The organism is Curtobacterium sp. UNCCL20 (genome assembly GCF_900101675.1).
Lineage (GTDB): Bacteria > Actinomycetota > Actinomycetes > Actinomycetales > Microbacteriaceae > Curtobacterium.
Genome location: NZ_FNKG01000002.1, coordinates 260,451 through 276,058 on the forward strand (window position 1 = coordinate 260,451; position 15,608 = coordinate 276,058).

12 protein-coding genes and 1 tRNA gene are annotated in these 15,608 nt (G+C 72.6%); 11 read left to right on the top strand and 2 right to left on the bottom strand.

The features are described from left to right. Positions 1-230: 230 nt before the first annotated feature. The 4 genes from BLT36_RS10585 to BLT36_RS10600 all read left to right on the top strand — a co-directional run bounded on the left by BLT36_RS10585 (position 231) and on the right by BLT36_RS10600 (position 4,308). On the top strand, positions 231-1,691 hold the full coding sequence (locus BLT36_RS10585) for an MFS transporter (protein ID WP_368086375.1): 1,461 nt from the start codon (positions 231-233) through the stop codon (positions 1,689-1,691). Between the two features lie 149 nt (positions 1,692-1,840). Beyond that, entirely contained in the window at positions 1,841-2,515 is a 675-nt protein-coding gene (locus BLT36_RS10590; RefSeq protein ID WP_092095004.1) for a GntR family transcriptional regulator, read from the top strand. 389 nt (positions 2,516-2,904) lie between these two features. After that, a tRNA-Ser gene (locus BLT36_RS10595) sits at positions 2,905-2,994 on the top strand. Positions 2,995-3,114: 120 nt separating this feature from the next. Beyond that, positions 3,115-4,308 (top strand): amidohydrolase, encoded by a 1,194-nt coding sequence (locus tag BLT36_RS10600; RefSeq protein WP_092095006.1) that lies wholly within the window; start codon positions 3,115-3,117, stop codon positions 4,306-4,308. A 21-nt stretch (positions 4,309-4,329) separates the two neighbouring features. Here BLT36_RS10600 and BLT36_RS10605 read toward each other — a convergent pair whose 3' ends face one another. After that, positions 4,330-5,523 carry an MFS transporter gene (locus tag BLT36_RS10605; RefSeq protein WP_092095008.1) on the bottom strand — a complete coding sequence of 398 codons (1,194 nt, stop codon included), beginning with the start codon at positions 5,521-5,523 and terminating at the stop codon, positions 4,330-4,332. A gap of 136 nt (positions 5,524-5,659) precedes the next feature. Here BLT36_RS10605 and BLT36_RS10610 point away from each other — a divergent pair, with 136 nt between their 5' ends. Together BLT36_RS10610 and BLT36_RS10615 are read left to right on the top strand one after the other, a co-directional pair. After that, on the top strand, positions 5,660-6,109 hold the full coding sequence (locus tag BLT36_RS10610) for a MarR family winged helix-turn-helix transcriptional regulator (RefSeq protein ID WP_092095010.1): 450 nt from the start codon (positions 5,660-5,662) through the stop codon (positions 6,107-6,109). A 64-nt stretch (positions 6,110-6,173) separates the two neighbouring features. Further along, entirely contained in the window at positions 6,174-7,172 is a 999-nt protein-coding gene (locus BLT36_RS10615) for a glycosyl hydrolase family 18 protein (protein ID WP_139166439.1), read from the top strand. Positions 7,173-7,217: 45 nt separating this feature from the next. Here BLT36_RS10615 and BLT36_RS10620 read toward each other — a convergent pair whose 3' ends face one another. Beyond that, positions 7,218-8,219 (bottom strand): LacI family DNA-binding transcriptional regulator, encoded by a 1,002-nt coding sequence (locus BLT36_RS10620; protein WP_092095012.1) that lies wholly within the window; start codon positions 8,217-8,219, stop codon positions 7,218-7,220. A gap of 109 nt (positions 8,220-8,328) precedes the next feature. Here BLT36_RS10620 and BLT36_RS10625 point away from each other — a divergent pair, with 109 nt between their 5' ends. The 5 genes from BLT36_RS10625 to BLT36_RS10645 all read left to right on the top strand — a co-directional run bounded on the left by BLT36_RS10625 (position 8,329) and on the right by BLT36_RS10645 (position 15,451). Next, a complete protein-coding gene (locus BLT36_RS10625; RefSeq protein WP_092095014.1) occupies positions 8,329-9,540 on the top strand; it encodes a Gfo/Idh/MocA family protein in 1,212 nt (403 codons plus the stop codon). Next, entirely contained in the window at positions 9,537-10,541 is a 1,005-nt protein-coding gene (locus BLT36_RS10630) for a sugar phosphate isomerase/epimerase family protein (protein ID WP_092095016.1), read from the top strand. The genes BLT36_RS10625 and BLT36_RS10630 overlap by 4 nt, the downstream gene beginning before the upstream one ends. 241 nt (positions 10,542-10,782) lie before the next feature. Further along, entirely contained in the window at positions 10,783-11,736 is a 954-nt protein-coding gene (locus tag BLT36_RS10635; protein ID WP_217638307.1) for an AAA family ATPase, read from the top strand. Beyond that, positions 11,736-13,067: a DUF58 domain-containing protein gene (locus tag BLT36_RS10640; protein WP_092095018.1), complete on the top strand. Its 1,332-nt coding sequence runs from the start codon at positions 11,736-11,738 to the stop codon at positions 13,065-13,067. Before BLT36_RS10635 ends, BLT36_RS10640 begins: the two co-directional genes overlap by 1 nt. Beyond that, complete coding sequence (locus BLT36_RS10645; RefSeq protein ID WP_139166440.1) at positions 13,064-15,451, top strand: transglutaminase TgpA family protein; 2,388 nt, start codon at positions 13,064-13,066, stop codon at positions 15,449-15,451. Before BLT36_RS10640 ends, BLT36_RS10645 begins: the two co-directional genes overlap by 4 nt. Positions 15,452-15,608 lie beyond the last annotated feature (157 nt).

Here is a 15,608-nt window from a genome sequence, read left to right on the forward strand (position 1 = left end):
TCGACGTTACGCCCGTGCTGTGGACGCGGCCAGTGGGTGCCTGGAGGCGCGTGGCGGGCCCGCCACGCGCCTCCAGGCCCGCTTGTGGGTTTACATAGCAATTGCAATGATTGTGTCTCCGGCGTCGGAGCCGGATTCGATAGGGGGATTCGGCTCCGCGCCGGAGTCGCCGTCCCTTTGCCGTACCGACCGTGAACCATCTCGGCGATCTCGGCGTACGGTCCCCTCTCGTGAGCAGCGCGACGACGAACGGGGCGATCAAGAGCCTGGTCCCCGCCAGGATGGACAGACTCCCGTGGACACGGTTCCACTGGAGTGTCGTGGTGGGACTCGGCGTCTCCTGGATCCTCGACGGGCTCGAGATCCAGATCGTGTCGAACGCCGGGTTCCAAGCGGATCTGAACCTGTCGACGCAGCAGGTGACGTCCCTCGGGACGATCTACCTCGTCGGTCAGGTCGTCGGAGCGCTCGTGTTCGGGCGCATGTCCGACCGGCTCGGGCGACGGAAGCTCTTCATCCTGACCCTGGCGATCTACCTGATCGGGTCCGGCATCGCGGGCCTCGCGCAGGACTTCTGGTTCCTCGCGGCCTTCCGGTTCGTCGCCGGGCTTGGCATCGGCGGTGAGTACGCCGCGATCAACTCGGCGATCGACGAACTCATCCCCTCGAAGTACCGCGGGCACGTCGACATCGCCATCAACGGCACGTACTGGGGCGGTGCAGCGCTCGGCGCCTTCGCCAACATCTACCTGCTCGACACCCAGCACTTCGCCGAGAACATCGGCTGGCGCATCGGCTTCTTCCTCGGCCCGGTGCTCGGCATCGCGATCATCTTCCTGCGACGGCACATCCCCGAGAGTCCGCGGTGGCTGATGACCCACGGGCGCGAGGAAGAGGCGGACGCGACCGTCACGCAGATCGAGGAGTCCGTCGAGAAGTCGACGGGGCACCGGTTGCCGGACGTGGACCAGTCGAAGGCGATGACCGTCACGCCGATGGACCGCGTCGGGTTCCTCACCATCGCGCGGGTGCTCCTCAGGCAGTACCCGAGCCGAACGCTCGTCGGCGCGACGATGATGATCACGCAGGCGTTCCTGTACAACGCGATCTTCTTCACCTACGCGCTCGTGCTCACGAACTTCTTCGGACTGAAGACCGCGCAGACGTCGATCTACTTCTTCCCCTTCGCCATCGGGAACCTGCTCGGGCCGATCATCCTCGGCCGGTTCTTCGACACCTGGGGCCGGCGGCAGATGATCTTCCTGACGTACCTGGTGTCCGGGCTCGTCCTCGCCACGTCGGCGTTCCTGTTCCGTGCCGACGCGATCAGCGCCACCGTGCAGGTCGTGTTCTGGTGCGTCTCGTTCTTCTTCGCCTCGGCCGGTGCGTCCAGCGCCTACCTGACGGTGAGCGAGATCTTCCCGCTCGAGCTGCGGTCGCAGGCCATCTCGTACTTCTTCGCGCTCGCGCAGATCTTCGGCGCGGTCGCGCCGCTCATCTACGGCGCGTTCATCGGCAACGGGTCGTCGCGGGAGCCGCTCTTCTGGGGGTACTTGCTCGGTTCCGCGGTGATGATCGGCGGTGGCGTGGTGGCGCTGGTCTTCGGGGTGGATGCCGCTCGGAAGGGTCTCGAGGACGTCACGCAGCCGCTGTCGGTCCTGACCGGGGAGGCGGAGAAGGCCCCGAAGTAGCATTTCGTATACGGAGTGTTTAGCGGGTCGGAGCGGCGCCTGTCAGTGTCGCCGTATGGCACTCCTCCACAGGGCGACAGCAGCCCGCACGGTCCACGGTCCGGTCTCCTCTGCACGCGGCGGCGCGGACCGTGCGTGATCCTGGCGAGATGGAGCGATCGAGGAACCGCGCGGGTCGCGGCGACGAGGACCGGAACAGCATCCGGCGCAGTCTGTTGCGGGACGCGGTCTTCGCACGGCTGCTCGACAACGTCCTGCGCGGCGTGTACCGGCGCGGGCAGCGGATCCGCCTCGACACCATCGCGGACGACATGGGCGTCTCGCGCACGCCGGTGCGCGAAGCCCTCGTGCCGCTCGAGACGCTCCGGCTCGTCACGGTGCAGCGGTACGTCGGCGTCGTGATCGCCCACTGGACGGTCGAGCACATGACCGAGCGGATCCGAATCGCCCGCACGATGCTGACCGAGCCGTCTGCGGGGACGACCGGCTGCGACGACCGGTTCCACGTCGGCTGGTTGCGGGAGTGCGCGACCGAGGGTGGAGCGTTCGTCGAACTCGCCTCGTGGTGGCTTCGTCGGCGGGGCGCCGCGGTCAGTGCGGACTGGCTCCTGTCCCAACGGGCCGTGCTCGACGTCTTCTACACGGACGACGTCGCCCTGGCGAACGGGATCGACGCCGTGGTGGCCCGACGTGATCGGATGCAGTTGGTCGAGCGGGCGTCCGTGGCGGCCGAGGCGGACGAGCTCGACGAGTGTGCCCTCGCCCTGGTCGAACTCGCGTCGGCGCTCATCGCGATGCCCGAGCGGTTCCGGGCTGCGGCCTGACCGTGCTCGCGGCCTGACCGCGCGCGCGTCCTGACCGCGCTGGCGTCCTGACGTCGGCACCGCAACGGTCTCGGCCGGCGGTGACGCTCGACGCCGAGATCGGGGGCGCGGTGGTGGGCCGCGCCCCCGGGGCCACTCCCCGCTGAGCGCCGCATGATCGGGCGCGTCAGGCTCAGCAGGGGGGAGCGACGTCGGTGCTGTGTCGCGGCGGACGGGGATCGCTCCCCGGAACGTGATGGCCGCGTCCCGATGCTACGGAGCGGGGTACGGGCAGACAACCCCGCAATGTCCCCACTTCGGGGGACCGGAGTCGATCGGCGCCGGGTGCGCCGGGTTCGAGACCGGGCTCGTCCTCCTGTATGGTGGTCGCAGCGCTCGCGAGAGTGCTTGGAGACGTCGCATAGTCCGGCCGAGTGCACCACCCTGCTAAGGTGGAGTCCCCTTTGAGGGGACCGAGGGTTCAAATCCCTCCGTCTCCGCACCGAAGAAGCCCCTCCGATCCGCACCTGCGGGTCCGAGGGGCTTCGGTCGTTCCGGAGCGTTCGCGGTGATGCGTCACGCCCCTGTCCGAGCGACGGTCCGTGCGGCAGGATGGGCCCATGACGCCTCCGTCGCCGTCGACCGTGGATCGCTACCGGGACCTCCACCGCCACCCCGAGCTCGCCTTCGAGGAGGTCCGGACCGCCGGCATCGCCGAAGCAGCGCTCCGGGCCGCCGGGTACGACGTCACCGCGGGTATCGGTGGCACCGGCGTCGTCGGGGTGCTGCGGAACGGTGACGGACCCACCGTGCTCGTGCGGGCGGACATGGACGGGCTGCCGGTCACCGAGGAAACCGGTCTCGAGTACGCCAGCACGGTCGACGGGCGCATGCACGCCTGTGGTCACGACGTGCACGTCTCGACGCTCATCGGTGCCGCCGAGCAGTTGGCGCAGGGGCGAGCGGACTGGTCGGGGACCCTCGTGGTGCTCTTCCAGCCCGCTGAGGAAGCCGGCGGGGGTGCGCAGGCGATGCTCGACGACGGGCTGTACGAGCGCGTGCCGGTCCCCGACGTCGTGCTCGGGCAGCACGTCGGTCCCGCGCCTGCCGGGGCGCTCGGGGCGCATGCCGGCCCGGCCTTCGCCGGCGCGAGCAGTCTCGACGTCACGGTCTTCGGGCGCGGCGGTCACGGGTCCCGGCCGGAGACCACGATCGATCCGATCGTCCTCGCTGCCGCCATCGTCATGCGGTTGCAGACGATCGTCGCGCGGGAGGTCTCGCCGCAGGAGACCGCCGTCGTGAGCATCGGACGGATCTCCGCGGGGACGAAGAACAACATCATCCCGGAGACCGCGTCCCTCGGGCTCACCGTCCGTGCGTTCGACGAGGATGTCCGGAGCCGGGTCCTGCTGGCGATCGAGCGGATCGTCCGGGCAGAGGCGACGGCGTCGGGGGCTCCCGAGCCGCGCATCCAGTACGCGGAGTCGTTCCCGGTCCTGGTGAACGACGTGGACGCCACGGAGCGGACGAACGCCGCGTTCCGTGCGGCGTTCGGCGACGCGAGCCTCCTCGATCCCGGGGCGCTGAGCGGGAGTGAGGACGTCGGGCTGCTCGCGACCGCTGCGGGTGCGCCGCTGGTCTACTGGATCCTCGGCGGTGCGGACGCGGCGTCGTGGTTCCGGGCTGCCGAGGCGCGAACCCTCGACCGTGACGTCCCCTCGAACCACTCGCCCCACTTCGCCCCGGTCCTCGAACCGACGTTGAGCCGGGGCGTCGAGGCGCTCGTCACCGCGGCGCGGACCTGGCTCGACTGAGCGAGGACGGGGCGGCCGCCGTCAGACCGTCGGGACGCTCCCCGTCGCCGTCCCGACCGGACGGCCCGCACGGCTGCGACGCGCCGCCTGCGCCGCGAACACGGTCAGCACCACGGCGGCCAGGGTGATGCCCGCTCCCGCCCAGATCGGCGAGGTGTACCCGAGCCCGGCGGCGATGGTCAGCCCACCGATCCAGGCGCCGAGCGCGTTGCCGAGGTTGAACGCGGCGATGTTCGCCCCGCTCGCCAGGGTCGGCGCGTGGTCGGCGTACTGTATGATCCGTGTCTGCAGGGCTGGCACGGTGGCGAACCCGAAGGCCCCCATGAGCACCAGGGACATGATCGTCAGCACGGGCGAGGCCGCGACGAGTGCGAACACCGCCAGCACCACGGTGAGCACGACCAGGACGACGAGCAGGGTGCCGTCGATCGACTTCGAGGCGAGCTTCCCGCCGGCGAAGTTCCCCACGAACAGCCCGACGCCGAACACGATGAGGAGCCACGGTACGGAGCTCGACGCGAATCCGGACACCGACGTCAGCGTGTAGGCGATGTAGGTGAAGGCGCCGAACATCCCGCCGTAGCCGAGCACGGTGATGCCGAGGGAGAGCCACACCTGGCCGGAGCGGAAGGCGCTGAGCTCCCGGGCGAGCGACGGTGTCTCGGTGACCCGGACGGCGGGGACGAGCACGAGCACACCCACGAGGGCGACGACACCGATGACCGCGATGGCCCAGAACGTGGCGCGCCAGCCGAGCGCCTGGCCGAGGAAGGTGCCGAAGGGGACGCCGAGCACGTTCGATGCAGTGAGGCCGGTGAACATCAGGGCGACGGCGGAGGCGCGCTTCTCGCGCGCCACCATGTTCGACGCGACGACGGACCCGATGCCGAAGAACGCGCCGTGGCAGAGGGCGGCGACGACGCGGCCGAGCATCATCACGCCGTAGACCGGCGCGAGTGCGGAGAGCGTGTTGCCGATGATGAAGAGCACGAGCAGCCCGACCAGGACGGGCTTCCGGGGGAGTCGGGTGGTGGCGGCGGTGAGGCCGAGTGCCCCGACGATCACGGCGAGGGCGTACCCGGTCACGAGCCAGCCAGCCGTGGTCTCGGTCACCCCGTAGTCGGCGGCCACCTCGGGCAGCAGTCCGGTGATGACGAACTCGGTGAGGCCGATGCCGAATCCGCCGAGTGCGAGGGCGATGAGTCCCGCGGGCATGGGGTGTCCTTCCGTTGTGCGGTGCAGCTGTCCCGCGTACGCTGGTTGTTGCAGACGCGGGATATCGATAGTTGCACACGCGGCATATCCGCGCAAGCAACTGGCCGCTCCTGCAACGATCACCCGAAGGAGCCCGATGTCCGTCGACGACACCTCGACCGCCGTCCGTGCCCACGGCTGGCGCACTCTCGCCGCCCTGCACGGCCTGATCGAGACGCGCCTCGAGCGAGCCCTGCGCGAGGTCGACCTCTCGGTCGTCGAGTTCACGGTCCTCGACGCCCTCCGTCGCCAGGACGGCTTCCACATGCGCATGCAGCAGCTCGCACGCGCCGCGGCCCTCAGCGCGAGCGCGACGACCCGACTCGTCAACCGCCTCGAGGAACGTGCGCTCCTCACCCGTGTCCTCTGCGCCGACGACCGGCGGGGGCTCTACACGGAGCTCACGCACGCCGGGCAGGTCCTGCTCGACCGGGCGACGCCGATCCACGCCGCAGCGCTCGAGGAGGCGCTCGCCGAGGCGCGCGACGTCCCCGAGCTCGAGGAGCTCGCCATCGCGGTCGACCGACTCGAGGGTGCGACCGTCTGACCTCCGTCCCGTCGAGCAGGCCGGGAGGCGCGGCCTGCCCCGCCACGGGCGCTACGGTGTGCAGGTGGTGCGGCGGACGGGTCTCACGGTCACGGCGGCGGTCGTGCTCACGGCAGTGCTCGGCGGCTGCGCCGCCGCCGAGGCGTCGAGCGGGGTGACCGTCGAGGCGTACGTCGAACCCGGTGGCGGCGCCGCTGCCCGGGTGTCCGGCGCGGCTCCGCGTTCGGCGACCATCGGCATCGACGGTGTCACCCTCACCGAGGACGGCGCGGGACTCGACGACGTCCCCGACGGTGTCGGCTCCCTCGCCCGCACCGCCGCGACGGGTGGCGCGTCGCCCGAGCTCCTCGTGAGCAACTACTCCGACCGGATCGGGGACTTCTCGCCTGCGATCGGCACCGCCCTGCTCGGGAACGCCGGACACCGGACCCGTGTGGCGACGGCGCTCGCCGCGGTTGCGGCACGCGAGCACGTGCGGGGCGTGCAGATCGACCTCGAGTCACTCCGCGCCCGGGACCGCGCTGGCCTCGTCGCCTTCGCCGCCGCGCTCTCCGACGCCGTGCACGAGCGGCTCGGCGCCCACGCCACGGTCTCGATGGCCGTGATGGCATCGACCACCGCTGACGGGTACCGGGACACCGGGTACGACCTCCGCGGCCTCGGAGCACACGTCGACCGGTTCGTCCTGATGACGTACGACCAGCACGGCCCGTGGAGCGGACCGGGGACCGTCGGCGCCCTGCCCTGGGCGAAGCGGGTGGTCTCGGCCGCCGAGCACCAGGGGCTCTCGGCGCGCCGGATCGACCTCGGGATCGCCGGCTACGGCTACGTCTGGGGCGGATCGGGCGATCCGCAGGTCAGCCCGGCGTCGGCAGCGACGACCGCGGGACGAGCGGCGCGGTGGTCTGCGACGAACGGCGAGTGGTCCGCACGGCTCGACGACGGACGCGAACTGCACTGGTCGGACGCCCGCTCCTACCGCGCCCGGGTCGCGCTCGCCGAGGACCTCGGCCTGCACGGCGTCGCGCTCTGGTCCCTGAACACCCTCGCGCTGCCGTCCTGATCGGACTCCGCCGCCGGATGCCGGCGCCGGACTCCGCCGTCTGCTTCAGCTGCGCGGGGGAGCGGTGGTCGAGCGGACGACGAGCGATGGCGGGACGAGGACCCGGGTCGGCGACGACGGCTCCGCGGCGCCTATCCGGTCGACGAGCCGGGCCGCGGCGAGTCGGCCGACCTCGTCGTTGTGCGGGTCGACCGTCGTCAGGCGGAGCAGGGGCGAGGCGGCGAGCGGGGTCTCGTCGTTGCCGATCACCGAGACGTCCTCCGGGATCCGGAGGCCGGCGTCCCGGACGGCGGCGATCGCGCCCATCGCCATCACGTCGTTCGCGGCGAACACCGCGGTCAGGTCGGGGTGGCTCTCGAGCGCCCGGCGGGTGCCCTCGTAGCCGGTGGCCTCGGAGGTTGGCCCGTCACCGAACACCAGCGGCTCGATGCCGGACTCGGCCAGCCGTGCGACGGTGGCGGCGCGCCGGACGGCAGCCGAGCCTCCAGACCCGGTGACGTGGACGATGCGGCGGTGACCCAGGCCGATGAGGTGATCCGCTGCCAACCGGCCGCCGGCGGCCTCGTCCGAGGCGACCACGTCGAGCCCGCCCGGGACCTCGGCGCGTTCGCCGGCGATCACCACCGGGGTGTCCGCGGGGACGACGAGGTCGCGGAAGCCCTCGGCCGCGAGCACGACCCCGTCGACGCGGAGTGACAGCAGGTCGTCGAACGGTGAGGAGTCGAGGTGGGCGTTCGCGCGGGTGTCGGCCAGGGTGAGCCGGAGGCCGTGCGGCGCGAGGGCGTCGCGCACGCCGTCGAGCATCGGGACGTACCAGGGGTTCCGGAAGTCGTCGACGACCACGCCGATCGTCCGGGTCCTGGTGCCCGCGAGGATGGCGGCCGCGCGGTTCGGTCGGTAGCCCAGCTCGGCGGCGGCGGCGAGCACGGCGGCCCGTCGTGCCGCGGAGACGCCCGGGTCGTCGCGCATGACCATCGAGACGAGCGACTTCGAGACGCCGGCACGGGTCGCGACGTCGATGATCGTCGGCGGGCGGCGGAGCGACACGCGGGTCTCCCGATCGGTGCTTGACAGGACATGGGCTGGTGCGGCTACAGTCTAGCCACACGTTCTGGAACGTTCCAGAACAGAACGCAGACCACTCGAAGGAGAGCACATGCGCGACAGCATCGGCGTCGCCGTCATCGGCGCCGGCATGGCCGGCAAGGCCCACATGGCCGCGTGGCGGAACGCGCCGTCCCTGTTCGCCCCGACCCTGCCGTCGGTGCGGCTGGTGTCGGTCGGCGACGTCGACGAGGCGCTCGCCGCCGACGCCGCGGCGCGGTTCGGCTACACGCGGCACGACACCGACTGGCGGGCGATCGCGGCCGCCGACGACATCGACGTCGTGAGCGTCGTCGTCGCGAACCGGCTGCACCGCGAGATCGTCGAGGGACTCCTCGCAGCCGGCAAGCACGTGCTGTGCGAGAAGCCCCTCGCCGACTCGCTCGAGGACGCCCGCGCGATGGCCGACGCTGCCGCCCGGGCCGCCGAGCGGGGGATCGTCGCCCGCGTCGGGTTCACCTACCGACGCGCACCCGGTCTCGCGGCGATCCGGCAGCTCGTCGAGGACGGCACGCTCGGCCGCGTCCTGCACGTCTCCGGCCGCTACTGGGCGGACTACGGCTCGTCGCCCGACGTGCCGCACTCGTGGCGCTTCGCCGGCGCCCCGGGGACCGGGGCCCTCGCCGACGTCGGCTCGCACCTGACGTACGTCGCCGAGTTCCTCGCCGGGCGGGTCCAGAGCGTGGGCGGCGGGGTGTTCTCGACCTCGATCACCTCGCGGCCGGTCGCCGCCGGGAACGCCCTCCGCGGGCAGGCCGCCCGGCTGACGGGGGAGTCCGCGACCGTGGAGAACGACGACTCCGCCGTGTTCACCGCCCGCTTCGGCGACGGGTCGGTGATCGGTTCGCTCGACGTCTCCCGCGTGGCCACGTCGCACCCGAACGGCCTGGTCGTCGAGGTCCTCTGCGAGCACGGCGCTGCACGCTGGGACCAGGAGCGCGCGTCCGAGATCGGCCTCGCGCTCCGCGCCGACGGCTCGCGACTCGGTGGGTACCGCCAGGTCGTGCTCGGCCCGGACCACCCCTACGTCGCCGGCGGGATGGCCATGGACGCACCGGGCGTCGGATGGGGCCAGAACCAGATGTTCGAGTACCAGGCGCGCGCGTTCCTCGACGAGGTCTCGGGCGCGACGGACCCGCTGCCGGCGAACGCCACGTTCGACGACGGCGTCCACAACATGGAGGTCCTCGACGCCGTCGCACGGTCGGCCACGGCCGGCGGTGCCTCCGTGCTGGTCGCCACCACCGAAGGAGCCACAGCATGAGACTCGGTCTCTACGACGCGATCCTGCACGACCGACCGCTGCCGGACGCCCTCCGCGTGATCGCGGACAACGGCCTCACCGGCATCGAGCTGAACACCGGCGGGTTCCTGCCGCCGGTGCACGTGCCCGACATCGACGCGGTCCTCGTCGACGACACGGCCCGGGACGCCTTCCTGGCGCAGTTCGCGAGCGCCGGCGTGCAGATCGCCGGGCTCAACTGCAACGGCAATCCGCTGCACCCGGACCCGTCGATCGGCGCCGCGCACGCCGAGGACGTCCGGCGGAGCATCCGGCTCGCCGCCCGGCTCGGACAGGACCGCGTCGTCACGATGTCGGGCCTGCCGGCCGGAGAACCCGGGGGGACACGGCCGAACTGGATCGTGAACGCGTGGAACTCCGCCGCGCTCGACGTCCTCGACCACCAGTGGAGCGTCGCCGTGCCGTTCTGGCAGGAGATCGACGCGCTCGCCCGCGAGCACGGAGTGCGGGTCGCCCTCGAGTTGCACCCGCAGAACCTCGTGTTCAACCCGGCGTCGATCCGCGAGCTGGTGGAGCGTGGCGGTCTGACGAACGTCGGGGTCGAACTCGACGCGTCGCACCTGTTCTGGCAGCAGATGGACCCGGTCGCGGTCGTCCGGGACCTCGGCCCGCTGGTGTTCCACGCCGCGGCGAAGGACGTCAGGATCAACCCGCACGCGGCGATCAACGGTGTGCTCGACAACTCCTTCCGGCGGCTGTCCGCCGACGAGCCGCGCACGAACCTCGGCGGCGACGAGTGGGCGAACGAGTGGCCGAAGCCGTCGGCGTGGGACTTCGTCGCGCTCGGCAAGGGGCACGACGAGGCGTACTGGTCGAGGTTCCTCGAGGCCCTGCACGAGGTCGATCCGGACATGTGGGTGAACATCGAGCACGAGGACACCGAGCTCGGTCGCGAGGAGGGTGTCGCCGTCGCGGCAGCGGTGCTGCGCGCAGCGGACGCGGCGCGCGCGGCGCGTCGCTGACGAACTGCGCGTCGGTGACGAACTGCGCGTCGGTGACGCACCGCGGTCATCAGCCTGGAGGCGCGGATCACGTGAGCGGACCGCACACGTGATCCGCGCCTCCAGGCCGTGTCCCCGGGTGCGGACCGCGGCGCACGCTCCGGAGGCTGTCACCGGGCCGAGGTAGCATGCACGACACCTGTCCCGCGACGAGGAGGCCTGCGTGCCGGAACCGACCGACCCCGTCTTCCCGATCGATCGCATCCGCGACGTCGGCGACGGCGTCATCGCCGCCGTCTCCACGGTGGTCGACGGCAAGACCGAGGCCATCCGCACCGCGTTCACCGTGATGCTGGCCGAGGGCCACCTGCTCGTCGAGGACGTCCCGGGCGTCGGCAAGACGGTGCTGGCGAAGGCGCTCGGCGCCTCCGTCGGCGGCTCCGTGAACCGCATCCAGTTCACCTCCGACATGCTCCCGTCCGACGTGACCGGCGTGAACATCTTCGACCAGTCGTCGAGCACGTTCCGGTTCTCACCCGGACCGGTGTTCGCGAACGTCGTCATCGGCGACGAGATCAACCGCACCAGCCCGAAGACCCAGTCGGCACTGCTCGAGGCGATGGCCGAGTCCCAGGTCACCGTCGACGGCGTCACGCGCAAGCTGGACAGCCCGTTCATGATCGTCGCGACGCAGAACCCGATCGACATGGAGGGCACCTACCCCCTGCCGGAGGCCCAGCGTGACCGCTTCATGGCGCGGCTCACCATGGGGTACCCCAGCGCCGACTCGGAACGGCAGATGCTGACGAACCGCGGCGGCGGCGACCCGCTCGCGCACCTCCGCCCGATCGTCGACGTCGGCACCCTGCGCGACCTCATCCACTCGGTCCGCACGGTGCACGTCGCGCCCGACGTCGAGGCGTACATCGTCGAGATCGTCCGCGCGACCCGGTCCCACCCGGACATCGTCCTCGGCGCCAGCCCCCGCGCGACGCTGCACCTCGCGCAGGCCGCACGCGCCCACGCGGCCCTGCTCGGCCGGCCCTTCGTCACGCCGGACGACGTCGCGACCCTCGCGCCGGTGATCCTGGCGCACCGGCTCGTGCCGGTTGCCCGCGGCCTCGGCGGCACCGGCGACGACACCGCCCGCGAGATCGTGGTCCGCATCGTGTCCGACACCGCCGTGCCCTTCACCGCCGCCCCCGTCCGCTCCTGATGTCCGGCTCGTCGGCACCGTCGTCAGCTGCACTGCGCGTCGCTGCCGCACGATCGGTCCTCGGCCGGTACGGACGCCGTGCCCTGTCGCTCCTGCGCCGGACACCGTTCCCGCGCCCGACGGTGCGGGGATGGACCGTCATCGCGGTCGGCATCGGGCTGATCGGCGGCGGCCTGGTCGGCACGACGAGCGTCGCGGTCTCGGCAGGGCTGCTCCTGCTCGTCCTCGTGGTCCTCGGCGTGGTGATGGCGCTCGTCGTGGCCGCTCCGCTCCGCGGCGCCCGCAGCACCGCGCGGGCGATCGTGCAGGTCGGCGAGGTCTACCGCGAACGCATCACGCTGCGCGGCACGAGCCTGCCGATCGGCCCGCGGTCGACGCTCCTCGTCCGTGAACAGCTCGACGACGGCCTGGTGAGCATGACCACCGCGGAGACGTACGCCGCGGTCGGCCCGGCCGTGCCGCCGGCGGTGCTCGACGTCGAGGCGCTCGCGATGCACCGCGGGCGCAGCCTGGTCGGTCCGGTGACGATCCGCGTCGAGGACCCGTTCGGGCTCCTCCGCATCGACCGCCCCGTCGTGCAGGCAGAAGAGGTCGTCGTCGTCCCGGCGACGACCCCGCTCGCCGCGCTCGACACCGGTGCCCTCGCCGGCGCCGTGTCCGCCGACGAAGGCCGGGTCGGACAGGGTGGATCGGCGGACGACAGCGAACTCCGCCCGTACCGGCCGGGCGACCCGATCCGCCGGGTGCACTGGGGCCAGAGCGCCAAGCGCGGCGAGCTCCACGTCCGGCAGACCACGCAGGCGCAACCGCCCGAGGCCGTCATCGCACTCGACGTCCGCCGCGAGTCGTACCAGCGGCTCGGACGCGACGACCTGGCCGAGCTGTCCGACCTCGGCGGCGATGCCGCCTTCGAGCACGCGGTCGTCGTCGCCGCCAGTGTCGCCCGCGCACTGGCCGCACGCACCTCCCGCGTGCTGCTCGTCAGCGACGGCCCCTCCGGCAGCACCCGGCACGCGGGCGACGCCGGCGGACTGACCGACGTCCTCGTCGGGCTCGCCGACGTCCGGATCCGCTCCGACGCGCGCCCCGTCACCGAGGTCCTGCCCGACGTCCGCGGGCGCGACGTGCACGGCATGACCGCCGTCGTCACCGGGCACTGCACCGCCGAGCAGGCCGCCGAACTCGTCTCCGCGACGACCGGCTCCAGCCGCGGCATCATGGCGACCATCGTCCCGCCGGACCCGGTGGTCCGCGGCATCCTCGACCGCGGCGGATGGCGGACCCTCGTCGTGCCGGTCGCCGGTGCGCACACCGCCGGGAGCATCCGGTGAGCGGCGTCACCACCCGCGAACCGCAGCGTGGTGCGCCCCGCGGCCCGTCCGGTCGGGCGAGCGGCCCGTCCGACGGCCGTGTGCCGCCCGAGCGCGCGGACCGCCCAGACTCCCCGAACCCCTGGGTCGTCGCGCTCGCCCCCGTCCCCGTGCTCATCGCCGCGCTCGCGATGCGTCCGCTCGTGCAGGGCATCGCGTGGTGGGTCTCCGGCATCCTCATCGCCGCCGTGCTCGTCGGCACGATGCTCGCCGTCCGCCGACGTGCCCCCGGCATCCGGTTCGTCGCACTCGTCGCGGCGCTCGTGGTGCTCTCCTGCGCCGCCGCCGTCGTGAACGACATCCAACCGCTCGGCTGGCTGGACAAGGACGGTGCGCTCGGGGAGACGCTGGCGGCGATCCGGCTGAACCCCGCGCCGCTGCCGCAGACCGACTCGATCCGGCTCATCGTGACGATCGCGATCGGGTGGGTCGCCGGGGTGTCCCTGTTCCTGGCGGCCGTCGCCCCGACCGCAGCACTGGCCGCGGCGCCCGCCCTCGTCATCCTCATCGTCCCGGGCATCGTCACCGGCGCCCCCGCTGCCCCCGCGCTCGTCATCGTCACCGGGGTCGCCTTCCTCGCCCTGCTCTGGCTGTCGGTCCGACCCGTCCAGCGGGCGTTCCCGGCCGCGGTGGTCGGTGCGATCGGGCTCGTGGTCGCGGTCGGGCTGCCGGCGATCGTGCCGCTCAACGCCAGCTGGTTGTCCGGGGTCACCGGTGCGATCCAGTCGCCCGTCCAGCCGGGGCGCCCCGGCACCCTGCTCAACCTCGGCCAGGACCTCCGGCAGCCGAACGAGCTCGAGGTGTTCCGGTACCGCTCGTCCGACGGGCAGCCGGAGTACCTCAAGCTCGCCGACCTCGACGAGTTCGGCACCGGCGACTGGGTGCCGACCACGACCGACGCCAGTACCTCCGAGACCGCCGACCAGCAGCAGTGGGCCGTCGGTGTGAACCCGCGGCTCTCGACCCGCGGCGACGTCACGGTCCGGATCACCGGGCTGTCGAGCAACTACCTGCCGGTGCCCTCCGGTGCGGTGTCGATCGAGTCCCGTTCCACCAACCTCGACCTCGGCCAGTGGCGCTGGATGGGGGACTCGAGCACCGTCCGGTCGACCGGACCCGCGACACCGCGCGGCTCCACGTACGAGGTCTACGGGGCCTCCACCTGGTCGGGGGAGTACCTCGACGCGATCGCCGCCTCGGGACTCCTCGGCCGAGCCGACGGTCGTGGGTTCGCGAGGCCGTCGCCCGCCCAGCTCCGCACCGACCTCGCGCTGCCGGACAAGCTGCCGAACAGCATCGCCCGCGCGGCGCAGCGGGTCGCCGGGAACGCCGGGACCGACTACGAGCGGGCCCGCGCGCTCGAGCAGTGGTTCCGGAGCGACCTGTTCACCTACTCCGAGACCGCGCCGGTCGAGCAGGGCTACGACGGCGACAGCATGGACGTCGTCGCCAAGTTCCTCGAGGTCCGGCAGGGCTACTGCGTCCACTTCTCCTCGGCGATGGCGGTGATGGCCCGCACGCTCGGCATCCCGTCACGGATCGCGGTCGGGTACCGGGCCGGCGCGACCCAGGCGGACGGCGAGTACACGGTCTCGAACCGGCAGCTGCACTCATGGCCCGAGCTGTACATCAAGGGCGCCGGGTGGGTCGCGTTCGAGCCGACGCCGGACTCCGACGACGCCGCGACCTCCTCGAGCCAGGCGACCGCGACCCCGTCCGCCGCGGCCCCCGACACCCCGCTGCCGGCGCCGGGCCAGTCCGCACCGGCCGAGTCCGAGGCCACCCCGACCCCCTCGGCATCCGCTGGTCCCGGCGCCGCTGGTTCGACGAACGGTGGCGGCAACGGGCCGCTCGGGCTGGCCGTCGGCATCGTGCTCGCCCTGGCGCTGCTCGGTTCGCCGGCGCTCGTGCGGGCGCTTCGGCGACGCTCCCGGATCGGGGCCGTCCGGTCGGGTCGGTCGCCAGCGGTGCACGCGTGGCGGGAGGTCCTCGACGACGTCGCCGACCACGGGTACGCGCCGGGGCTCGCGCCGCCCGGCGACTCCGCCGCCGCCGCACGGACCGCGCGCGCGGTGCTGGGGCGGCTCCGCCCGTCGCTGCCGGCGTCGGTGCTGCCGCACCTCGACGCGGTGGTCGACGCGGTCGACCGGGAACGCTTCGCGGCGGACGGATCGGCGTCGGTGGACACGGACGCGCTGCTCGTCGCCGTCCGGGAGGCGCGGGTCGCCCTCGACGCATCGGCCTCCGGTGCGCGGGTGCTCCGGTCGCGCGTGCTGCCGCCGAGCCTGCTGCCCTCGTCGGCGTGGTCGCACGAGGGACGTCGGGCGCGCCGCCGCACCGCGTAGCGCGGCCCGGCCTGGCGTACCGCGCACGGTGCGAGGTTACGCGTCCCGTGCGGCGCTGCAGGCTCGCACCCGGCGACGGACGGCGCACCGCGTGGCGAACCTCGCACGGTGCGCGGCGGCCGACGGCTGGCCGCACGGTGAGCGGTTGCGCGTCCCG